This is a genomic window from Clostridium vincentii, from assembly GCF_002995745.1.
GTDB classification, from domain to species: Bacteria; Bacillota; Clostridia; order Clostridiales; family Clostridiaceae; genus Clostridium; species Clostridium vincentii.
In genome coordinates, this window is record NZ_PVXQ01000020.1 from 34,136 (window position 1) to 57,548 (window position 23,413).

Sequence of the window (23,413 nt, forward strand, 5' to 3'; positions counted from 1 at the left end):
ATATTTGGTATAATAGTATAAAAAGGGGGCTAGAATTTATGGAAATTGAAAAAAGTAAACTTATTAAAAATAAATTCAAAAAAAATAAGAAAGGTATTATAATTTCTTTTTGTATCATATTTATAATATATTTGGGGGTATCAATATATTTTAACAATCATTTTTATTTTAGTACTAAAATAAATAGCATTAATGTTTCAACTAAAACTGTTGAGGAAGTAGGTGAAGAAATTCAGACATACACCTTAACGTTAGAGGGACGAGGGTCTATAAATGAGGAAATGAAAGCAGAAGATATTAATCTACAATATGCCTCAGAGGATAAAATACAAGCTTTAAAAGATAGTCAAAGTCCATTTGGATGGATTTCTTCTGCTTTTGATAAGGCCGAGAATGAAGTACCTGATATAGTGACTTATGATAAAGAACTATTAAAAACATACTTAGATAAACTTTCTTATTTTGATAGTAGTACAATAATTGAATCACAAAATCCTAAATTTGAATACACCGATAGTGGTTATAAAATTATAGATGAAGTTTATGGGAATAAAATCAATAAAGACATCTTAGTTGAGAATGTGGTAAATGCAATTTATTCTGGAGAAACCACAATAAACTTAGAATCAATAAATTGTTATGAAAATCCAAAATACATTGCAAGTTCTCAAGAAGTACTTGATGCTAAAAACAATCTTGATAAATATGCAGCTTCAAAAATTACCTATACTTTTGGAGAAAGAACTGAAGTTGTAGATGGTACTGTAATTAAGGATTGGATACAAGTTGATGAAAATATGGGTATTATATTAAATGAGGAAAAAATTGAAGATTATGTAGATACTTTAGGAAGTAAGTATAATACAGTTGGAATTACAAGAGACTTCAAGACATCCTCAGGGACAACTATAAAAGTAAGTGGTGGAACTTATGGCTGGCTTATTGATAGTTCAGAAGAAGTTCAAGCCTTAATTGCATCGGTAACAGAGGGACAAACCATAACAAAGGAACCCATATATAGTCAAGCTGGGGCAGATAGAAATTCTAATGATATTGGGAACACTTATGTTGAGATTAGTTTATCAAATCAACATTTAACTTTTTATAAAAATGGTTCTATTATTGTAGAAGGAAATGTGGTTACAGGAAATGTAAGCAATGGAACAGCAACCCCATCAGGAACTTATAATTTAGTATATAAAGAAAAAAATGCTACACTGAAAGGTGATGGTTACGCAACACCTGTTAGTTATTGGATGCCATTTAATAATGGAATCGGAATTCATGATGCAAATTGGAGATCAACCTTTGGAGGAAGTATATATAAATCAAGTGGATCACATGGCTGTATAAATGCACCATATAGCTTGGCAAGTACATTATTTAACAATATTGACGAAGGTACTCCGGTAGTTTGTTATTATTAAATATTAAATATGAAAAACTTCAATCTTTTATAGGTTGGAGTTTTTTGTGTTAAATTATAAATTGTTGTGATATAATAATTAAAATAATAAGTTAAGAGAGGTATATTTTATGAGAAAACTAGATGAAATACTTCAATATAATAATAAATTTGTTAAAGATAAAATTTATGAACAGTATGCGACATCAAAAAACCCTGATAAAAAAATAGTCATTTTATCTTGTATGGATACTAGATTAACTGATTTACTTCCAAAGGCATTAAATCTTAAAAATGGATATGCTAAAATTATAAAAAATGCAGGGGCAGCGATAATGCATCCCTTTGGTAGTATAACAAGAAGCATTATGGTAGCCATATATGAATTTCAAGTTGATGAAGTTTTAGTTATTGGACATCATAATTGTGGTATGTGTAACTTAAATACTAAGAAAATGACAGATAAATTTTTAGATAGAGGTATATCAAAAGATGTTATAGATACATTATTTCATTCTGGAATTGATATAAAAAAATGGTTAAAAGGTTTTGATTCTGTAGAAGAGTCTATAAAAGATAGTGTAGAGATGATAAAAAATCATCCCTTAACACCTAAGGATGTTATTGTTCATGGGCTTGTTATATCCCCAGAAACCGGTGAATTACAAGTGATTATTAATGGATATGAAAAATAAATAAAATATAATTTTAATACAGGTGCTAGCCGCAGTGGGGGCTAGTGCCTGTAATTTTTTTCTTTGTTTTGAGAATAAATTACCATTGACAAAATAATAGAAAAGCTGGTATTGTTTAAACATATTAAACAGATAAGTTTTATATATAAATGAGGGGGATAAATTATGGACAGTACATTTTTTACGGATTTTATAATGATTACTAATTTCAAAACAATATTATTTATAATAGGTTTGCTAGGAATATTTTTTGTTATAAATAAGCTGGATAGAAAAAAGGTTAAATTTTCAAAACGTATGATTTTATCAACAGTATTAGGATTAGTACTTGGACTCGCAATTCAGTTAGTGGCTGGATTTCCGAGTGATACGACGGAAGTTAAATGGATAGGAGAAGTAACCAAATGGTATGGGTTAGTTGGTTATGGATTTATGGATTTATTGAAATTGTTAGTTGTACCATTAGTTTTTCTTTCAATTCTAAAAGTTATTATAAATATGAAAGACAATCAAAGTTTAGGCAAGATAACATTTAGATCAGTATCTATTTTGCTTGGAACCACAGCAATTGCTTCAGTTGTTGCTATTATTATAGGTAATCTATTTAAACTTGGCGTTGGAGGAGAAGTAATTCAAAGTGAAGTTGAATTAAAGGACATTAGTTCATTTGTAGATACTATAAGAGGATTAATTCCATCTAATGCAATAAAGGCTATGGCAGAGGCTAATGTTGTTGGTTTAGTTATATTTGCTGCATTCCTTGGGATTGCTATAAAAAGATTAAATAAGAAACATGAAGAATTGATTAAACCTGCTGTAGATCTTATAGAAGTATTTTATAAAATAATGATAAGTGTTGCAATGACAATTATTAAGTTTATGCCTTATGCTGTAATACCATTACTTGCAAGTACAATTGCAGGAAAGGGAATAGCTGCAATAATTAGTGTAATTAATTTCATAGTCGCACTCTATGTAAGTATCGCTATAGTATTTGTTATACATCTTATAATAATTGCTTTAAATGGATTAAACCCAATTAAATATTTAAAGAATGTTATTGAACCATTGATTTTAGCTTTTACTTCACGGTCAAGTCTTGGAACTTTACCAGTTACTATAAAGACTTTGACAGAAAAAGTAGGAGTTGAAAATGGGATTTCAAGCTTTGCAGGAAGTTTAGGAGCTAATATTGGCATGAATGGTTGTGCTGCTATATATCCTGCATTAATGACTATTACAATTGCAAACATGTCTGGTACACCAATGAACTTTAGTTTTTATGCTATGTTAATAGTTGTAATTGTTGTAAGTTCACTTGGGATAGCGGGATTGCCAGGAACTGCAATAATGTCAGTTTCAGTTGTAATATCAGGTATGGGAATGGGAGCTTATTTTCCACTTGCAGGAGCAATTCTTGCAATAGACCCTATTTTAGATATGGGACGTACAATGCTTAATGTAAATGGTGCAATGGTAGCTGGAGTTACTGTTGCAAATAGTGTTAATGAATTAGATAAAGATGTTTTTAATAGTGTCAATGTGAAAGATTCATTAGCTGAACAAGAATAATAACTTTAATATAGTGCAGATATAATAACTAAGAGAAGAAAATAGCAATGAAAAAAACAGGTATTAATAAATACCTGTTTTTAATTTTACTTATAATGAAATGCTGTTCGTATATATTTGTAATGCCTTTCCCTCTTTTAATCCTTTTACAACTTTATAAATTTTATAAGGTGTAATAAACATTCCTATTAACATTGATAAAAAAAGTTTTACAAAGAAATACATTGCCCAACCAAACCAAGACATAAACAAGAAAATACTTGGAGTGATTTTGTTTAAGAAACTCCATCCCCAAGCTATTCCAGCAAAAAAATATCCCATAAAAAAACGACCAAAGAATCCTTGTCCATCAGCTAAGTAAAAACCAAAAGCAAATAGCACTACCATTATAATAGAATTTTTTACAAGTAGTTGCTTAGATACATTAATTCTATTTAACGCACATTTGTCGCAGATTGGAAGGCTAAATTTGTTAGTACATTCTGGACATAACCCTTTACCGCAATCGTGGCATTGAGCCACAGCATCTCTTTCATAGTGATTTGAACATTTCATAATTTCGACCCCTTTTTAGTGTAAAATTTAATAATTATTCCAATTTATTTATATTCTACAAGAAATACCTTTATCCTTCTAAAAAATCAAATTTTTATAAAAATTTTTTAAGCGATTAACATGAATTTATACTGCTAAGTGGTTGTAGTACAATATTGTATAAGTATATAATGATAATTATATTATTATAGAAATCTTATAGTAAGTTACTATTGATTATTCTAAGAAAATTTGATATAACTAACTTGAACTTAATAGACAGTTTGTAAGCTTCCTGTCGCTAAAAAAAACTAGGCAATTTAGTAAATGTGTATTAAATTTTTTTGTATATATTAATTAGGGTGTCTTTACGCCCTTTTTTTGTTTTCAAAATTAAAAATAAGGAGGATTTTATGTTTATTTTAAAAAGTGAAATTGGATTTGATATGTCCCATTATTTAAGTGGTTATGATGGAAAGTGTGGGAATATACATGGTCATAGATATAGATTAATAGTAAAAGTTAAGGGCACTGAATTAAAATCAACTGGTTCAAATCGTGCTATGGTTGAAGATTTTGGTTTTATAAAGCTAATATTAAAGGATATCCATGATTTGTTTGATCATAAGTTAGTTGTAGAGGATGATCAAATTGGAAGAGATTTAATAAAGCGTCTGGAAGGTACACTTCAAAATTTTGAGCACGTAGTAGTATCTTATAGACCTACTGCTGAAGAAATGTCTAGGGATATTTTTAATAGAATAAAGGCTAAGGGGATAAATATTTATGAGGTAGAGCTTTTTGAAACTCCTACTAATAGTTGTATTTATAGAGAGGAAGAATAGATGGAATACAATGTAATAGAAAAATTTTTATCTATTGATGGAGAAGGTCCAACAGCAGGAGAAATTGCTACATTTATAAGATTTGGTGGTTGTAATCTTTGCTGCAAATGGTGTGACACTGCTTATTCTATTGATGGCAAAATTAAAGGACAAACTTTGAATAAGGAAGATATATATAGATACATAAAAGATAATGGAACAAAAAATGTTACTCTTACAGGAGGGGAACCTCTAATACAAGAAGATATTGAAGAATTAATATACTTTTTGGCTAAGGATTCAGAATTATTAATTCATATAGAAACTAATGGATCTATTCCTTTTTACAACTTTAAAAAAATAGAGAACTTAGATAATGTAAGTTTCATCCTAGATTATAAACTGCCAAGTAGCGGAATGGAAAATAAGATGGATATGAAAAATTATAAAGTAGTTTCTAAAAAAGATGTATGTAAATTTGTAATTGAAACAATGGAAGATTTAATTAAAGCTAAAGAGATTGTAGAGAAGTTTAGTTTAACTGAAAAATGTTTGGTGTATTTTAGTCCAATAACTACAAGCATCGAGCCAGCATTAATTGTTGATTTTATGAAAAGAAATAAAATGAATAATATAAGATTGCAAATACAGTTACACAAAATAATCTGGTCTCCAGAAACTAGAGAAGTATAGAATAGTTGGAAAATAAAGGCGTATTAAAGAAAATAACAGACTAAAGATGCAATATATATTTTGTTATTTTTTTGATTGTGCCTAATATAAAGGGAGAGTTTAAGATGATAAATGGTAAAGCGGTAGTAGTTTTTAGTGGAGGACAAGATTCCACAACATGTTTATTTTGGGCAAAAAAGAATTTTAAAGAGGTAATAACAGTTTCTTTTGATTATAATCAGAAACATGTTGCAGAACTCGACTGTGCAAAAAAAATTGCAAAGGAATTAGGATGTGAGAATCATGTTTTAGATATGAAGTTATTAGGACAACTTGCGCCTAATGCGTTAACTAGAAATGATATAGATATAAAGCTGGGGGAAGAGGGAGAATTACCGTCAACATTTGTTGATGGAAGAAACATGCTGTTTTTAACATTTGCAGCTGTATTTGCAAAACAGGTAGGAGCGAGACATTTGATAACAGGGGTATGTGAAACAGATTTTAGTGGATACCCAGATTGTAGGGATGTATTTATAAAATCTTTAAATGTAACTTTAAATCTTGCTATGGATTTTCAATTTGTAATTCATACACCAATAATGTGGATAGATAAAGAAGAAACTTGGAAAATGGCAGATGAGATGGGAGCTCTTGAATTTATTAGAGAGAAAACATTAACCTGCTATAATGGGATAATTGGAGATGGTTGTGGAGAATGTCCATCTTGTAAATTGAGAAAAAGAGGTCTTGATAATTATTTAAATTCTAAAAAGATTAAATAGGAGGTTCTTATATGGAAAATCATTTTGAAGGAAGAAGCAAAGATGAGTTAAAGGGCGTAAGCTTACTTGGAAATCAAGAAGTAAAGTATAAAACTCAATATGATCCAAGCATTTTAGAAGTATTTGATAATAAACATATAGAAAATGATTATTTTGTAAAATTTAACTGTCCTGAATTTACAAGTCTTTGTCCTATGACAGGACAACCAGATTTTGCAACTATTTATATAAGCTATATACCAAGTGTAAAGATGGTTGAGAGTAAGTCTTTAAAATTATATTTGTTTAGTTTTAGAAATCATGGAGATTTTCATGAGGATTGTGTAAATAAAATAATGAAAGATTTGATAAAGTTAATGGATCCCAAATATATTGAAGTTTGGGGTAAGTTTACTCCAAGGGGTGGAATAAGCATTGACCCATACTGTAATTATGGAAAGACAGATACAATGTTTGAAGGAATGGCTAAAGACCGTCTGTTCCAGCATGATATGTATCCAGAGACTGTTGACAATAGATAGGAGATAATTGAAAGCTGAGAATGGAGAGTTGAGAGTTTGGAGAATGATTTTCTTTGTTTTCAAACTAATTTTCAACTTTTAATTTTTGAAATTAGGCTTGACTCTCCAGTGTAGGGTACAGTTTATAATAAAAATATAGAGGTGACGATATGTACAAAATAGGTGAATTTTCTAAAATTACAAATCTTTCAGTAAAAACCTTAGCATATTATGATGAGGAACATATACTTCTATCATCTCGTTGTAATGAAGAGGATGGTTGTAAATATTATAATGAAAAAGATTTTAAAAAAGCAAAATTAATTCTATTGTTTCGCAATTTGAATTTTTCTATTTCTGAAATCAAAGAAATAGTTAGCAATTATGAATCTCCTTCGGATTTAGCGTATTTTTTAGAAGAAAAGAAAAGAATGATTGAGAATAAAATACGTGTAGAAAAAGACCTATTGAAGAAAATCGACATTTATATTAAACCAAATCAAAGATATGCTGATGGTATTAGCTATAAAATTGAGATGAAGACTATTGAAGCAGTAATGGTGGCATCTATTAGATATAAAGGAAAGCATAGTGATGTTGGCATGCATATTGGCAAAATATATGAAGAGGTTAAAGGCAATGTAAAGGGTGCTCCTTTTAATTGTTACTATGATAGTGAGTTTAGAGATGAGGAAGATATAGAACTTTGTGTGCCAATTTCTGACCCTGTTGATTATTTTCAGATTACATCAAGAGAGTTACCACGGATAAAAGCACTTTGCACTATTCATAATGGTCCCTATGAAAGTTTGAATAAGGCATATAAAGCTATATTTGATTATGCCAAAGAAAATAACTTGAAATGCTTGAGTCCATCAAGAGAAGTATATGTAAAGGGCCCCGGCAAGATATTTAAAGGAAATCCTCATAATTATATAACTGAGATAATAACACCAATAGAATAGGACGAAAGGGATATGTTAGTAGATAAATTAGATTATAAAAAGGAAGCATGAAAGCTATCTATCCGATCCAAGAAAAGTAAAACCTGAAAAAATGAAAACAGTGTTAAGATATCCTGTTGTAGAATTGATAGTGGAGAATTGACTCCCTTTAAGTGCCCGTACGTGTGGAGGAGAGTTATGTACCATATTTATTTTAAGAGTTTAATTTGAAAAAGTTTCACTTAAGATAAATATGGTATTTTTTTATATATTTGTAAATAAAATTAAAAAGTAGAAATATTTAAAATTGATGCTATAATTAAATATAAAATACTGATTTTTTAGCCTTAAAGAAGTAGGGGGAGAGGTAATGGATTTGAAATATATAAGATTACTGTCTAAGCAATATCCAACAATAGCAGAAGCATGTACTGAAATTATTAATTTAGAAGCTATATTAAATTTGCCGAAGGGAACTGAACACTTTTTGACCGATGTTCATGGGGAGCATGAGCAGTTTGTTCATGTATTGAAGAATGGTTCAGGAGTAGTTAAGAGAAAAGTAGAAGAACTTTTTAAGAATTCTTTAATGGAGTGCGAAAAGAAAAGTCTTGCTACATTAATATATTATCCAGAACAGAAATTAGATTTAATACTTAAAGAAGAGAAAAATATAGATGATTGGTATAAAATAGCTTTATATAGGCTTATTGAAATTTGCAGATATGTTTCATCAATATATACAAGATCAAAGGTTAGAAAAGCATTGCCTAAGGATTTTGCGTATATTATTGAAGAGCTCTTACATGATGGTAATTTATATGAAGATAAGGAGCAATATTATGATGGCATAATAAATACCATCATAAAAACTGATAGAGCTAGAGAATTTATTGTTTCTTTATCAAAGCTTATACAGAGGCTAATTATTGATAGGCTGCACATATTAGGAGATATTTATGATAGAGGAAGTAGGCCAGATATAATATTAGATACTTTAATGGAATATCATTCAATAGATATACAATGGGGAAATCATGATGTTATATGGATGGCAGCAGCTGCTGGGGTTAAAGCTTGTGTAGCTAATGCATTAAGAATTTCTTCAAGGTATTCTAACTTAGATATAATAGAGGATGTTTATGGAATAAGTATCTTGCCACTAGCAACCTTTGCCTTAGAACAATATAAAGATGATCCATGTGAATTATTTCTACCTAAAGATTGTAATGATAAAGTTTATAGCAATAATGAAAAGCAATTAATTGCGAAAATACACAAAGCTATAGCAATAATACAGTTTAAGCTTGAAGGAGAAATAATAGATAGAAGACCTGAATTTGAAATGGAACATAGGTTACTATTTAATAATATTAATTTTAAAGAAGGCAGTATCGATATAAAAGGGAAAAACTACAAATTAATGGACAATAACTTTCCAACTATAGATCCTGAAAATCCATATAAATTAACTAGGGGAGAGGAGATTTTAATAGACAAGCTATCTGCTTCATTTGTAAATAGTGAAAAACTTCAAAAGCATGTAGAATTTTTATTTGCAAAGGGAAGTATGTATTTAAAATTTAATTCAAACCTTTTATTCCATGGATGTATTCCTTTAAATGAGGATGGTAGCTTTAGAAATATGTTAATAAAGGGAAAAAATTATTGTGGTAAAAAACTTTTTGATAGGTTTGATACTTTAGTTAGAGAGGGTTATTTTAATAAAAGTAATAGCACTGAAAAATTATATGGAATGGATGTAATGTGGTATTTATGGATAGGTCCATGCTCTCCTCTTTTTGGCAAAGAAGAAATGGCTACTTTTGAAAGATATTTCATAGAAGATAAGGAATGCCACATAGAAAGAAAAAATCCATATTATAGATTAAGAGAAAGTGATGAGATGTGTGATATGATATTTGAAGAGTTTGGATTAGACCCACGAAAGTCACACATAATAAATGGGCATGTTCCTATAGAAAGAAAAAAAGGCGAGAGTCCTATTAAATGTAATGGTAGATTGCTAGTTATCGATGGGGGATTTTCTAGAGCATATCAAGAGAAAACCGGAATTGCTGGGTATACTTTAATTTATGATTCAATGGGACTACAATTAGTTGCACATAATCATTTTAAGTCTACAGAAGAGGCAATAATAAATGAAACGGATATTCTATCTACAACAACGATTTTAGAGAAGGAAAAAGAAAGAAAAAGAGTAAGGGATACTGACATTGGTGTAGAATTACAAAGAGAAATAGAAGATTTAGAAAAGTTGTTAATGTCTTATAGAAAAGGACTAATAAAAGAAAAATTATAATATTATATCTCCAAAGTTATAATAGGACATTGAAATTATTTACTAAGTTTATTTTAAGAGTTGACTCTGACAAATAGACTTGGTATTATTTTTTATATAGTTAATATTAAAGTCGAATAATACAAGTACTAGATGTGAAAAATGATAAAATATGATATAATTTTAAAAGGTCTAATTTAATAGATATAAATTAAATTACAAACAGGAAAAATATTAAAGGAGTTGTATTTTTTTGGGGAAGAAATTTAAAAGAGTATTAGTAGCCAATAGAGGTGAAATAGCAATAAGAATTTTTAGAGCTTGTCATGAACTTGGGATTAGGACAGTTGCTATTTATTCAGAAGAAGATAAGCGTTCTTTATTTAGAACTAAAGCTCATGAAGCATATTTAATTGGAAATAATAAAGGTCCAGTTGAAGCTTATTTAAACATTGAAGAAATTATAAACCTTGCAATAAAAAAACATGTGGATGCAATACATCCAGGATATGGATTCTTATCTGAAAACCCTGAGTTTGCTAGAAGATGTAAAGAAGCTGGTATAGAGTTTATAGGGCCAGACTCAAAAATGATGGATAAGCTAGGGGATAAGATCAAATCTAAAATAGCAGCTAAAAGCGTTGGAGTTCCTGTAATACCCGGGGCTGAAAAATCAATAGATTCAGAAGCAGAAGCTGTTAAACTTGCTTCCGAATGTGGCTATCCTGTTATGCTTAAAGCTGCTTCAGGTGGCGGCGGTAGAGGAATGAGAATAGTAAGAAATGAAAGCCAAGTTATTGAATCTTTTAGAAGTGCAAAAAATGAAGCTAAAAAGGCTTTTGGTATAGATGATATATTTATAGAAAAATACATAGAAGGACCAAAGCATATTGAAATACAGGTTCTTGGAGATAAATATGGAAACATAGTACATCTTCATGAAAGAGATTGCTCTATTCAAAGAAGACATCAAAAAGTTGTTGAATTTTGTCCAGCAATATCTTTGACAGAAGAAAAAAGAGAGGCTATATGTGCTGATGCACTTAAAATAGCAAGGTCTGTTAATTATACAAGTGCAGGAACTTTAGAATTCTTAGTTGATATGCATGGAAATCATTATTTTATAGAAATGAACCCAAGAATACAAGTAGAGCATACTGTTACTGAAATGATTACTGGAATAGATATAGTTCAAAGTCAAATTTTAATCGCAGAGGGATTTAAGTTAGATTCTAAGGAAATAGGGATATATTCTCAAGAGGATATACAACCAAGGGGATATGCAATTCAATGTAGAGTAACTACAGAAGATCCTTCAAACAATTTTGCACCAGATACTGGAAGAATAGATGTATATAGAAGTGGAGCAGGATTTGGTATAAGACTAGATGGAGGAAGTGGATTTGCAGGTTCTGTAATAAGTCCTTATTATGATAGTTTACTCGTAAAGAATACTGCATATTCAAGGACATTTGAGGATGCAGTTAGAAAATCCATACGTGCCATTAAAGAATTAACTATTACAGGAGTTAAAACTAACGTAGACTTCTTAATAAACGTATTAAATAATGAAACCTTCAAAAAGGGTGAATGTGACACAAACTTTATATCAGACAATCCACAATTATTTGATATAACACCAAGAACAGATGAAGAATATAGGATTTTAAAATTTACGGGACAAAAAATAGTAAATGAAACAAAGGGATTAAAACCAGATTTTGATGTCCCAGTAATTCCTCATATAGAAACTTTAGAAGGACTTAGAGGTACAAAACAAATACTAGATGAAGAAGGTCCTGATGGAGTAATTAAATGGGTGAAAAATCAAAATAAGCTATTACTTACAGATACAACTATGAGAGATGCTCAACAATCTTTAGTTGCTACAAGAATGAGAAGCCGAGATATGATAAACATTGCAAAGGCAACAGCTGCTTATGGTAATGATTTATTCTCGCTTGAAATGTGGGGCGGAGCTACTTTTGATACTGCCTATAGATTCTTGAAGGAATCACCATGGGAAAGACTTGAACAATTAAGAAAGCGTGTACCTAATGTTATGTTCCAAATGCTTATTAGAGGAGCAAATGGTGTAGGATATAAAAATTATCCTGATAATGTAATAAGGGAATTTATAAAACAATCTGCAACAAGCGGCATAGATGTATTTAGAATATTTGACTCACTTAACTGGCTAAAGGGTATAGAAGTATCCTTGGATGAAGTGTTAAAATGTGGTAAACTTGCAGAAGTTGCATTATGCTATACTGGTGATATTTTAGATGAGAGTAGAGATAAATATAGTCTTAAGTACTATGTAGATAAAGCTAAGGAAATTGAAAAAATGGGAGCACATATACTTGCTATAAAGGATATGTCAGCATTACTCAAGCCTTATGCTGCTAAAAAACTTATTACGGCATTGAAGAACGAAATTACAATACCAATTCAGCTTCATACCCATGATACTACTGGAAATGGTGTTGCTACAGCATTAATGGCAGTAGATGCAGGTGTTGATATTCTTGATACAACCTTTAATAGTATGTCAGGACTTACTAGTCAACCTGCATTAAACTCAATAGTAGCAGCTCTTGAAAATACAAATAGAGATACAGGTATAGATTTAAATGGAATACAAAAGCTATCTGATTATTGGAGTGCTGTAAGACCTGTATATAGTCAATTTGAGTCAGATTTGAAATCAGGAAGTGCTGAGATTTATAAATATGAGATACCAGGCGGACAATATTCAAATTTAAAACCACAAGTTGAAAGCTTTGGTCTTGGACATAGATTTAACGATATTAAGGACATGTACAAGAAAGTTAATGATATGGTCGGAGATATTATTAAGGTTACACCTTCATCTAAGATGGTTGGAGATATGGCTATTTTCATGGTGCAAAATGACTTAACCCCTGAAAATATAAATGAGAAGGCAAAAAATATGGCTTTCCCAGATTCTGTAGTTTCATATTTTGGAGGTATGATGGGTCAACCTGAAGGTGGATTCCCAGAAAAACTTCAAAAACTTGTACTAAAAGGTGTAGAACCTATAACTATTAGACCGGGAGAATTATTACCACCAGAAGATTTTGATAAGATTGAAGAATATTTAAAAGAAAAATACAAATATACTCCAACAAAGAAGGACTTGATAAGTTATGCATTATATCCAGATGTATTTGAAGACTTCTTAAAGTTTGTAGTTGAATATGGTGATATAAGCCGTATGGGTAGTGATGTATTCTTCCATGGATTAGCTGAAGGTGAAACAAGTGAAATTGAAGTAGCAGAAGGTAAGACCTTGATTGTTCAGTTAATTGAAATTGGTAAACTTGATGTAGAAGGATATAGAACTCTAGACTTCGAAATTAATGGAAATAGAAGAGAAATAAAAATAAAGGATAAAACTGAAAGAAATACAGGAGATTTTGGAGAAGGTACTAAGTCTAAAATGGCAGACCCTTCAAATAAACTAGAAATAGGAGCAAGTATTCCAGGTGGAGTAATTAAGATTCTTGTTAAAGAAGGGGACGAAGTTAAGGAAGATCAAAGCTTAATTGTAATAGAAGCAATGAAAATGGAAACAAGCATACTTGCTAGAAGTGCGGGTATTGTTGAATCAATACTTGTAGAAGAAGGGCAACAAGTTAAGACTGGAGAATTATTAGTAAAAATAAAAGAATCTAAGTAAAAAAAGGGACTGCAGATAGATTGAAAATCCATCTGTAGTCCCTTTTTCTCTCTATATTAGATTTATTTAAATTTTTGAGGGAATTGCTTTATTATTCCATCAGAAACTGTATCAGCAAACATAAGCATGTGATCTTCACCCTTGTCATATGCAGCTATATCAGCTTCCCAATCCTTACTTATTCTTGAAGTAACTTGTTCAGTAATAAACTGCAAATGTTTATATAACATATCCTTTACAGCTGCATTTGGCCAATTTGGATTTGCATCACTTAATAGCTTAGCAATTGCATCAGCATTTTCACGCCATAGTTTATTATATTTTTCTAAGTCATCTTTCTTATCATTTTTAGCGGCATCGATAACTTGACCTCCAATTACAATATGTTCTCTTAAGAGTTTTGAAAGAGCACTTCCAGCTTCTTCCCCATAATAAGGTTTTATTGAATTTCCAATATCATCTTGGTTTTTAAGAAGTCTTTGTAAAACTGCTTCTTTATCTTCCAAGGAGGCTAAGTCGCTTACAATAAGACTTCTTGTCCAGAGTACATGATCGCTCCAAAGTTTTCTTTGTTGCATTTTTAAAATCGGAGCTACAAGGGTAGCTTTTTTATCGTCTGCGCCATATGCCCTGAAAGGTGTAGCTAGTAACGTTAAAGCTACTAAAGATATAGATAAAATTTTAAATGATTTTTTCATAGTTATTTTCTCCTTTTAGTTGTAATTTTTCTTTGGTTTTAAATTCACAGTGTGAAAGTTCGAGTTACCAAATATAAAAGCTCCAAGGAGAAAGTTCGAAATAAGAAATATAAAATTTCGATTCTCACTTTTTGCACTCTCACTTTTAGACTTTCACTTAAAAATGAGGGTCTATTTCATTTTTTTGAATTCTTTTTAAATCTTTTAATCTTAAATGAGTTTTTTCCATAATAATATCAAAAGATTCTCCAGCAATAATCATCTTTTTAGCTATATCATGATCAGAATCATTTTCTTCAACACTCATTTCATGGACCTCCTTTCATATTAATGTCAGTATTTATTTTGCCATTATAAATAGAAACTATTCATAATACGTAGAATTTATATAATTATAAGTTATAATGAAAGTATATAAATTTTGAGGTGATAATATTGAAAAAAAGACAAGATAAATATAAGCATAAAACTTTTACTAAAGGCAAGGTATATATTATAGCTACATTATGTGTAGGGCTTATAATAGCAGTATCATTTATAGTAAAACAATATACTACTGGGAGTAAATCTGATATAGATAACTCACCTAATAATAGTGTTGTTGAACCTATTGAAGAACAAGAAAATATTAATGATAGTATGGCAGAAGAATCAAATACTGAAGATACAAGCCAAGAACTGACTCCAAACAACATAGAGACGCCAGAAGCTGTAACTCAAGAGGATCGAGATGAACTTGCTAAAATAGTTGAAGAAGCCAAACAGGATGAATTAAATGGAGTTCAGACTGAAGAACCTACAGAAAGTCGTATGCAAGCACCTCAGGGTGGTAGTGGAGAATAAATGAATTATGCTGAAAAATATGAAGGATAATACAATGGGTGTATAGTAAACATCTCTATACTGGTTTAAATAATCACAAAAAGGATTACCCAATAATATAGTTTATATTGTTGGGCAATTATTTGTATTTCATTTTAGAATTTTTAGTTTTAATTGTGATAAAAAAAGATTGATGTTAAATAAAGTTAAATGTATAATAATATTTAACAAATAATAATTATCTATAGGAGGTTAAGTTGTGAAGTTTCTGATAAAAATAGCGTATAGATTTTTAAAAAGTAATAAGGCACAAACAATTCTTATAACAGTAGGAATTGCAATCGGAATAGGGGTTCAAATATTTTTAGGATTATTAATACAAAATCTTCAAAAGGATTTAATTAGTAGTACTGTAGGAGGAAGTTCACATATAACAATAAAGGACACGGATAATAAGTTAATAAATAATATTGATGAATTGAAACAAAAAGTTATATCTTCTAGTGATGGTATTAAATGGGCTTCTAATACATTAGATATGCCAGCTCTTTTGGGGGATGACGAAAAAAATACTTCCGTTTTAGTAAGGGGGAGCGATCTTCAAAATAGCAATGAAATATACAAATTTGAAGATTCTTTAGTTGAAGGAAACATGCCAGAGAGATTAGGAGAAGTTATTATTGGAAATGAACTAAAGGCTAAATTTAATATTAAATTAGGAGAAACCATTAATTTAAGTACTTCTAAGGGTGATATAAAAGAAGTTAAGGTTGTAGGAACTTTTGATAAAAAGGTTGCAGCTATAAATAGAAGCTGGGTAGTTGGATCCATTGAGACTGCACAAAATATTTTTGGAATACCGCAAGGAACAGGAAATTCCATAGAGATTAGTGTAGATATGAAGGATATTTTTAATGCAGATCTTATTCAAAATGAAATAAGTAATGTAGTACCAGAGGGGATAACTATAACTAATTGGAAAGTAGAAAATGAAGCTTTATTAAGTGGACTTACAGGTCAATCTGCTTCAAGCTATACAATACAAGTTTTTGTAATGGTATCTGTAATAGTAGGTATATCAGGAATATTAGCTGTTTCAGTAATGCAGAAGAACAAGCAATTAGGTATATTAAAGGCAATGGGAATTAAGGATAAGGCAGCATCAAGAATATTTTTAATACAGGGACTTATTTTTGGAGTACTTGGGGGTACATTAGGAGGAATACTTGGAGTTGGATTATTTAAAGGCTTTATAACCTTTGTAAAAGATTCAGAGGGAATGTCAATAGTCTCAGGTGGCATTAACTATAACTTCATTTTAATTTCAATTTTAATAGGAATTGTGGCATCAATAATAGCGTCATTGATTCCAGCAAGACAAAGCTTAAAGTTAAATCCAGTTGAAATAATCAGAAATAATTAGAGGTGATAATATGGATGCAATAATAAAACTTAAAAATTTGAAAAAGTATTATGGAAATGATAAAGAAAACTTAGTTTTAAAGGGACTAGATTTAGAGATAGAAAGAGGATCTTTAAATGCGATAATTGGACAGAGTGGTAGTGGAAAAAGTACATTGCTAAATATCCTTGGAACTTTAGATGTTAAGAGTAGTGGGGAAGTTATTATCGATGAAATTGAGGTAGGAACCTTAAAAAAGGATGATATATCGGAGTTTAGGAATAGAAAAGTTGGTTTCGTATTTCAATTTCATCACTTACTACCAGAATTCACAGCTTTAGAAAATGTATTAATGCCATATTTAATTAGTGGTGATAAGGTAAATAAAGAGACTCGTGATAGAGCAATATATTTAATGAAAAGAGTAGGACTAGAAAAGGTATTGAATAATAAAGGTAATGCAATGTCAGGTGGACAGCAACAAAGAACAGCGATTGCAAGAGCCTTAATGAATAATCCTAAGATTTTATTGGCAGATGAACCTACAGGAAATCTTGATTCAGATACTGCAGAAGAAATTTATAAATTATTTGCAGAGATTAATAAGGAGGATAAGACTACTATAGTAGTTATTACCCATGATGATAGAATTGCTAGTAAAGCTGATAGAATAATTGAAATAAAAGATGGAACGATAAAAGGTATCTAGAAAAGAAGGATCTAAAAAGCTTAATGCTTGTTAGATCCTTCTTTTATTATACATATTCCTTGAGTCATGGTTCCCATTGGGCAATATACACACCAACTTCTTGGTTTATATAAAAACATTGTTATTATGCCTAAGAGTGTAGAGGTAACCATAAGGCTAAAAAATCCAAAGGCAAATTGTGAGATAAAGGGAGATGCATAGGATAATTCGCTGAAATTCCAAGGAAGCTTAAAGGTCCAAAGTATAGTTAAAACTTCCTTTAAAGCATTCTTACCTTGAAAAACTAAATAGGTATTAAATACCATATTCATAAACATTACTAAAAAGAATATTAAGAAACCATATCTAAAATAATTAGTTTTTAAAAATTTAGGCATAGGCTTATTTCTTGAAAGCTTTAGTCTATTCCCAAGAAGATCTAAAAGTTGTCCTCTACCACAGTATTTATTACAATAAACCTTGTTTCCTTTTATTGATGATATTAATAAAGGCACTATAAAGCAAATAAGCCCAAGCCAAGCAAAAAGAATATTAAAAATTCCTAATGCTAAATATAAAGAAGATAAAATCCACATATAATCTGAAAACTTTTTTTTATTTTTCATAAAAATTCACCCCAATTTATTTAATTTCTATAGTTGATGCGGGACAAGCTTTAGCACATTTGCCACAGCCAACACATTTGTCAAAGTCCACTTTTGCAAATACCCCATTAAATATAGTTATTGCTTGTACAGGACAAATTTTTTGACATACCCCACAGGCTACACAAAAGTTTTTATCTACATAAGCTTTTTTTGTTTTTCTTTTTTCTAAAATTGCAAACACCCCCTTTTAATTGTAATATAATTATATAATCATAATACGATAAACTTTGTGATTAAGTCACAAAAAAATATATTAAAAAAGTTTAATATTAAATAGAAGAGGTGGAATATATGGAAATGGATATAGAGGCTCTTTATGAAACTTATCCTATATTAAAGGAAATAGATATAAAAAATAATGGAGTAATAAAAAGTAATACCATCTTTAGGGAGTTATATAGAGGTGAATTTTTAAAAACATCTCAAGAAAATTGCTTAGGGTTACTATTTGTAATAGAAGGGAAAATTAAAATACACAAGCTTAATGAAGACGGTGAAGAGACTAATATTTATGATATAGGAAGTGGTGAGCTTTGTCATGAGGCTTTAAGCTGTTATTTTAATTGTGAATCCTTAAATGTATTAGGGAAGGCACTTCAAAATTCCAAAGTCGGCATGGTTTCAGCGGAGGTAGTTAAAAATTATTTACTGGAAGATTCTAGATTTTTACAGGAGATTTATAAGGATTTATATAAAAAGTTTACAAATATCTTAGATAATAAGGAAGAGAGGGTTCATGAATCTGTAGAAAAAAGACTAATAAAGTTATTATTAAGTAAAGATTCAAAAATTATTTATTCTACTCAAGGGGAATTAGCCTTTGAAATAGATTCAGCACGGGAAGTTGTAAGTAGAAAGCTTAAAATACTTGAAGATAGTGGATATATAAAAAGAACTAGAGGGAAAATACAAGTAATAAAAGATTTAAAGAAATTATTAGAGGAAAAATAATAGAGAAAGAAGGTAATTTTATTATGAAGAAAAAGATTTTAATTATTGGTGGAGTTGCAGGGGGAGCATCTGCTGCAGCAAGATTAAGAAGGCATAGTGAGGAAGATCAAATTATAATGTTTGAAAAAGGACCTCATGTATCTTTCTCAAATTGTTCACTACCGTATCACTTATCTGGGATTATAGAGACTGCTGATAAGTTAGTTCTTATGAGTCCAGAAAAATTTATGGCTCAATATAAAATAGAAGCAAAGATAAATAGTGAGGTAATCTCAATAAATAGAGATAAAAAAGAAGTAATGGTTAAAAATATATTAACTGATAAAACTTATATAGAATCCTACGATAAGTTAATATTATCTCCAGGAGCAAAACCAATAGTCCCTAACTTCCCTGGAATTGATAAGGTTAATGTCTTCACTGTTAGAAATGTAGTTGATATTGATAGATTAAATAGATTTGTAAAGTCAATGGATTCTAAGGATGTAACAGTAATAGGTGGAGGATTTATAGGGATTGAAGTAGCTGAAAATCTAAAAGATGCAGGATATAATGTAACACTAATAGAAGCTATGGAACAAATATTAAGACCCTTTGACTATGATATGGTTCAAATTTTGCATAAAGAACTTTATGATCATGGTATAAATCTTATTTTTGGAGATAAGGTAAGTGGATTTGAAGAGAATAAGGTTGTATTAGCATCAGGGAAAAAAATAGATGCGAAGGCTGTAATTATGGCTATTGGAGTAGCTCCAGAAACAGATTTAGCAAGAGAAGCTGGAATTGAGCTTGGTGAAACAAAGGCTATAAAGGTTGATCAAAATTATAGAACTAATGATAGAGATATATATGCAGTTGGGGATGCTGTAGAGGTATATAATTCTTTAACTCATTCCATGACAAAGTTATCCTTAGCAGGTCCAGCACTAAAGCAAGCACGTGCTGTAGCAGATCATATAAATGGGATAAGTGTGTTAAACACAGGATATATTGGTTCATCAGCAATTAAGGTATTTGACTATAATGGTGCATCAACAGGACTAAATGAAAGCTTGATAAAAGTATTAGGTCTAAAGATTAATTATGAAATAGTAAGGGTGATTTTATCAGATAAGGTAGGAATAATGCCAGATAGTTCACCTATCCATTTTAAACTCTTATTCGAAGTACCAACAGGAAAAATTCTAGGGGCCCAAGCTATTGGAAAGGGGAATGTTGATAAGAGAATAGATGTAATTGCAACAGCTATAAAATTTGGAGGAACAGTTAATAGCCTAAAAGATTTAGAATTATGCTATGCACCACCTTTTAGCACAGCAAAGGATGTTGTAAACTATGCAGGATATGTAGCTTCAAACTTACTAAGGGGAGATTTTAAACAAGTTAATGTGGATAAAGTAAGAGAACTTATTGAATCAGGTGCTTATATTGTAGATGTAAGGGAAAAAGTAGAATTTGATAGAGGACATTTAAAAGTTGCTGTAAATATACCTCTTAGTGAACTAAGAGATAGAGCTGCTGAAATACCAAAGGATGTGCCAGTTTATCTTCACTGTAGAACAGGGCAAAGAAGTTATAATGCAGTATTAGCATTACAAAATATGGGCTATAAGAATGTAGCTAACATTACTGGAAGCTTCCTTGGAATTAGTCTTTATGAATATTTTAATGATATAACAACAGGCAGAGAAAAAATAGTTACTGAGTATAACTTTAAGTAGTATAATTAAGAAAGAATACAAATTAGCAACTTAAGGAGTGGTTAGATGTCAGTGAAAATGCTGCATACCTGTATAAGGGTTAAGGATTTAGAAAAGTCATTAAAATTTTACAAAGAGGCAATAGGTCTAATAGAAACTAGGAGAAAGGAATTCCCAGAGAATAAATTTGCTTTAGTTTTTTTATCAGATAGAATAGGTGGATATGAAATTGAACTTACCTATAATTATGATACAGAAAAACCCTATGAGATAGGAAATGGTTTTAGTCATACAGCTATTGAGGTAGAAAATTTAGAAAAAACGAGAGAAAAGAATATAGAATTAGGTTATGAGGTAACTGATCTTAAAGGATTACCAGGCGAAAAGCCAAGATACTATTTTGTAACTGATCCAGATGGATATAAGGTGGAAGTCATAAGAAAATAATTAATAATAGAAATACCAAGATAAGGATAGGGAACTGAAAAGTGTCTCTAGAGCATATCTTGGTATTTTTATTTTGTTTAATTATTAAAATATAGTATAATATTAGTAAAATTAATAAATGTAACCAATAATTGATAATAAGAAAGCTAAAGTTAGTAGTCTGATGGAGAAATAGTAGATAGGGAAGAGCTTGCGGAACAAGCAGTATAAGAAAAAGTTAAAAGCTATGATTTTTATTGATATTCAATGGAAATCATACATTTCAAATAAGGGGGATAAAAAAATGAGATTTAAAAAAGCAAATTTGTTTACAATTTTTGCGGGTTCAATTGCCTTAATAGTAAGCATGCTAGGTACTTTTTTAAATAATCTATATAATGATAATGAATTTGTTAGAGCCATATGGCAGGGAAATGATATTGTAACTGGGTTTATCGTAGTACCTCTAATGTTTTGGAGTATGAAAAAAGTATCTGAAGGAGGCAAATCAAAAAGGAGTTTTCTTATATGGCTCGGATGTTTATGGTATCTTATCTATAATTATGTCTTCTATGTATATGGTGCAGCATTTAGTGTATTCTTTCTTCCGTATACTGCAATAATTATTTCGTCGGTGCTGGCTATGTTTTTTGCACTTACTTTGATTGATGTAGGGAACTTTTTAGAAAAAGTTAAAACGGAAGCCAGCATTAAATCAGTAAGGGTATTTTTATATATTTTTGCAATATTACTTGGAGGTGCATGGATAGCAATGGCATCAACTTATTTTTTTACAGGAGAAGTTCCGACGGCGATAGTTCAAACAGGACATCCTACAGGTGTAGTTTTTGCAACAGATTTGATATTTTTAATTTCGCCACTTTTTATACTTACGTTATATTTAAAGTCCAAAAAGCCTTGGGCGCTTATATTAACACCGGTGATTTTGATTAAATGTTGCCTTTACCCAATGGTATTAATCGTAGCAGGTATTATTACATATATGAAAATAGGAGTTTATGATGTACTAACGCCTGCATATCTTATACTTGGTGCCGGTGCAGCAATGGCCCTAAGGAGGATGCTTAAAGTTATTGGCGTATAAAATATAGTATAATATTAGTAAAATTAATAAATGCAACCAACAGTTGACAATAAGAAAGCTAGAGTTGGTAGCCTTATTGAGACTATTTTTATAGGATGGATATGGAGGTGGTAGTAATGAATTTTTCAGAAAGATTGCGTAAATTAAGAAAAGAGAAAGGATTCTCTCAGGAAGAATTAGCTGGTAGATTAGGAATATCAAGACAGGCTGTTTCAAAATGGGAATCAGGTCAATCAAATCCTGACACCAATAATTTAATAATGCTAAGTGAAGTATATGGAATAAGTTTAGACTTTTTATTAAAAGAAAATGACGAAAAAGTAGAAAGAGCAGATGAAATTAAAGAGACTAACAGAAGGCTACATTACGAATATGAAAGTAAGAGAAAAGCTTTTGGAATTCCATTAGTTCATATTAATATTGGATTAGGATTTTACACAGCAAGAGGAATTATTGCTATAGGAAATATTTCAAAGGGATTAATATCATTAGGTATAGTTTCACTAGGAGTGTTAAGTTTTGGAGTTTTAGCATTAGGTCTAATAAGTATAGCGAGTATAGCACTAGGTATTTTACTTGCTCTAGGAGGAATTGCTATTGGTACTATTGCCATAGGGGGAGTAGCAATAGGTGTAGTCACCATTGGAGGTTTGTCTATTGGAATGTATTCCGTTGGTGGTTGTTCAATTGCATCAGATATAGCAATTGGTAATTATGCAAGAGGACATATAGCAATAGGAAGCACTGCTAAAGGTGTTAGAACTATAATAGATACATCAGCTAATGGTAACTTCGCTAATGTTACAGCTGTTCAGGTAGAAAAACTAATTAATGAAGAATATCCGAAGTTATGGGAGCCAATTAAAGATTTGATGACAATGTTTTTCTAATAAGGTTTATATAAAAGCCTTAGGATTTTTTATGACTGGGGTAACTATCATATGACTAGGTTTATTACTAAAATAAAAGTATAGATTTTTAAAGGAATTTTAAGGAAATATTAAGAAAATTCAA

Annotated in this window: 23 protein-coding genes; 18 read left to right on the plus strand and 5 right to left on the minus strand. The window is 30.3% G+C overall.

From position 1 onward, the window contains the following. The first annotated feature begins 38 nt into the window (after positions 1 to 38). The 3 genes from CLVI_RS09990 to CLVI_RS10000 all read left to right on the plus strand — a co-directional run bounded on the left by CLVI_RS09990 (position 39) and on the right by CLVI_RS10000 (position 3,672). Entirely contained in the window at positions 39 to 1,427 is a 1,389-nt protein-coding gene (locus CLVI_RS09990; RefSeq protein WP_106059986.1) for a L,D-transpeptidase family protein, read from the plus strand. A gap of 109 nt (positions 1,428 to 1,536) precedes the next feature. Then, a complete protein-coding gene (locus CLVI_RS09995; protein WP_106059987.1) occupies positions 1,537 to 2,100 on the plus strand; it encodes a beta-class carbonic anhydrase in 564 nt (187 codons plus the stop codon). A 165-nt stretch (positions 2,101 to 2,265) separates the two neighbouring features. Beyond that, complete coding sequence (locus CLVI_RS10000; RefSeq protein ID WP_106059988.1) at positions 2,266 to 3,672, plus strand: cation:dicarboxylate symporter family transporter; 1,407 nt, start codon at positions 2,266 to 2,268, stop codon at positions 3,670 to 3,672. Between the two features lie 90 nt (positions 3,673 to 3,762). Here the strand turns inward: CLVI_RS10000 and CLVI_RS10005 are convergent, their stop codons facing one another. Beyond that, complete coding sequence (locus CLVI_RS10005) at positions 3,763 to 4,227, minus strand: B-box zinc finger protein (RefSeq protein WP_106059989.1); 465 nt, start codon at positions 4,225 to 4,227, stop codon at positions 3,763 to 3,765. 392 nt (positions 4,228 to 4,619) lie between these two features. Between CLVI_RS10005 and CLVI_RS10010 the strand changes: the two genes are divergently transcribed. The 7 genes from CLVI_RS10010 to CLVI_RS10045 all read left to right on the plus strand — a co-directional run bounded on the left by CLVI_RS10010 (position 4,620) and on the right by CLVI_RS10045 (position 13,936). Next, the gene (locus tag CLVI_RS10010) at positions 4,620 to 5,051 is read left to right on the plus strand and encodes a 6-pyruvoyl trahydropterin synthase family protein (RefSeq protein WP_106059990.1); all 432 of its coding nucleotides are present in this window, start codon (positions 4,620 to 4,622) and stop codon (positions 5,049 to 5,051) included. Continuing rightward, positions 5,052 to 5,723: a putative 7-carboxy-7-deazaguanine synthase QueE gene (gene queE / locus CLVI_RS10015; protein ID WP_106059991.1), complete on the plus strand. Its 672-nt coding sequence runs from the start codon at positions 5,052 to 5,054 to the stop codon at positions 5,721 to 5,723. It abuts the gene before it with no gap. A gap of 107 nt (positions 5,724 to 5,830) precedes the next feature. Beyond that, complete coding sequence (gene queC / locus CLVI_RS10020) at positions 5,831 to 6,487, plus strand: 7-cyano-7-deazaguanine synthase QueC (RefSeq protein ID WP_106060014.1); 657 nt, start codon at positions 5,831 to 5,833, stop codon at positions 6,485 to 6,487. A gap of 11 nt (positions 6,488 to 6,498) precedes the next feature. Next, entirely contained in the window at positions 6,499 to 7,008 is a 510-nt protein-coding gene (queF, locus tag CLVI_RS10025) for a preQ(1) synthase (protein WP_106059992.1), read from the plus strand. A 149-nt stretch (positions 7,009 to 7,157) separates the two neighbouring features. Continuing rightward, positions 7,158 to 7,952, plus strand: coding sequence for a MerR family transcriptional regulator (locus tag CLVI_RS10030; RefSeq protein ID WP_106059993.1), 795 nt, complete (start codon positions 7,158 to 7,160; stop codon positions 7,950 to 7,952). A gap of 349 nt (positions 7,953 to 8,301) precedes the next feature. Beyond that, positions 8,302 to 10,254 carry a fructose-1,6-bisphosphatase gene (locus CLVI_RS10040; protein ID WP_106059994.1) on the plus strand — a complete coding sequence of 651 codons (1,953 nt, stop codon included), beginning with the start codon at positions 8,302 to 8,304 and terminating at the stop codon, positions 10,252 to 10,254. Positions 10,255 to 10,486: 232 nt separating this feature from the next. Continuing rightward, positions 10,487 to 13,936, plus strand: coding sequence for a pyruvate carboxylase (locus CLVI_RS10045; RefSeq protein WP_106059995.1), 3,450 nt, complete (start codon positions 10,487 to 10,489; stop codon positions 13,934 to 13,936). A 62-nt stretch (positions 13,937 to 13,998) separates the two neighbouring features. Here CLVI_RS10045 and CLVI_RS10050 read toward each other — a convergent pair whose 3' ends face one another. Together CLVI_RS10050 and CLVI_RS17465 are read right to left on the minus strand one after the other, a co-directional pair. Then, positions 13,999 to 14,634 carry a glycosyltransferase gene (locus CLVI_RS10050; RefSeq protein WP_106059996.1) on the minus strand — a complete coding sequence of 212 codons (636 nt, stop codon included), beginning with the start codon at positions 14,632 to 14,634 and terminating at the stop codon, positions 13,999 to 14,001. A gap of 157 nt (positions 14,635 to 14,791) precedes the next feature. Further along, positions 14,792 to 14,941 (minus strand): hypothetical protein, encoded by a 150-nt coding sequence (locus CLVI_RS17465; protein WP_170065639.1) that lies wholly within the window; start codon positions 14,939 to 14,941, stop codon positions 14,792 to 14,794. 128 nt (positions 14,942 to 15,069) lie between these two features. Between CLVI_RS17465 and CLVI_RS10055 the strand changes: the two genes are divergently transcribed. From CLVI_RS10055 to CLVI_RS10065, 3 genes are all read left to right on the plus strand, one after another. After that, the gene (locus CLVI_RS10055; RefSeq protein ID WP_106059997.1) at positions 15,070 to 15,477 is read left to right on the plus strand and encodes a hypothetical protein; all 408 of its coding nucleotides are present in this window, start codon (positions 15,070 to 15,072) and stop codon (positions 15,475 to 15,477) included. Between the two features lie 238 nt (positions 15,478 to 15,715). Next, positions 15,716 to 16,879, plus strand: a complete 1,164-nt coding sequence (locus tag CLVI_RS10060; RefSeq protein ID WP_106059998.1) for an ABC transporter permease — start codon at positions 15,716 to 15,718, stop codon at positions 16,877 to 16,879. Positions 16,880 to 16,889: 10 nt separating this feature from the next. After that, positions 16,890 to 17,567 carry an ABC transporter ATP-binding protein gene (locus tag CLVI_RS10065; protein ID WP_106059999.1) on the plus strand — a complete coding sequence of 226 codons (678 nt, stop codon included), beginning with the start codon at positions 16,890 to 16,892 and terminating at the stop codon, positions 17,565 to 17,567. A 20-nt stretch (positions 17,568 to 17,587) separates the two neighbouring features. Here the strand turns inward: CLVI_RS10065 and CLVI_RS10070 are convergent, their stop codons facing one another. After that, positions 17,588 to 18,172, minus strand: a complete 585-nt coding sequence (locus CLVI_RS10070; RefSeq protein WP_106060000.1) for a 4Fe-4S binding protein — start codon at positions 18,170 to 18,172, stop codon at positions 17,588 to 17,590. 16 nt (positions 18,173 to 18,188) lie between these two features. After that, entirely contained in the window at positions 18,189 to 18,395 is a 207-nt protein-coding gene (locus CLVI_RS10075; RefSeq protein WP_341458752.1) for a 4Fe-4S binding protein, read from the minus strand. Between the two features lie 110 nt (positions 18,396 to 18,505). Between CLVI_RS10075 and CLVI_RS10080 the strand changes: the two genes are divergently transcribed. The 5 genes from CLVI_RS10080 to CLVI_RS10100 all read left to right on the plus strand — a co-directional run bounded on the left by CLVI_RS10080 (position 18,506) and on the right by CLVI_RS10100 (position 23,289). Continuing rightward, complete coding sequence (locus CLVI_RS10080) at positions 18,506 to 19,165, plus strand: Crp/Fnr family transcriptional regulator (protein WP_106060001.1); 660 nt, start codon at positions 18,506 to 18,508, stop codon at positions 19,163 to 19,165. 23 nt (positions 19,166 to 19,188) lie between these two features. Continuing rightward, complete coding sequence (locus CLVI_RS10085; protein ID WP_106060002.1) at positions 19,189 to 20,889, plus strand: FAD-dependent oxidoreductase; 1,701 nt, start codon at positions 19,189 to 19,191, stop codon at positions 20,887 to 20,889. 45 nt (positions 20,890 to 20,934) lie between these two features. Next, entirely contained in the window at positions 20,935 to 21,315 is a 381-nt protein-coding gene (gene gloA, locus CLVI_RS10090; protein WP_106060003.1) for a lactoylglutathione lyase, read from the plus strand. A gap of 283 nt (positions 21,316 to 21,598) precedes the next feature. Next, a complete protein-coding gene (locus tag CLVI_RS10095) occupies positions 21,599 to 22,399 on the plus strand; it encodes a hypothetical protein (RefSeq protein ID WP_106060004.1) in 801 nt (266 codons plus the stop codon). A gap of 116 nt (positions 22,400 to 22,515) precedes the next feature. Beyond that, positions 22,516 to 23,289: a helix-turn-helix domain-containing protein gene (locus CLVI_RS10100; protein WP_106060005.1), complete on the plus strand. Its 774-nt coding sequence runs from the start codon at positions 22,516 to 22,518 to the stop codon at positions 23,287 to 23,289. Positions 23,290 to 23,413: the final 124 nt, after the last annotated feature.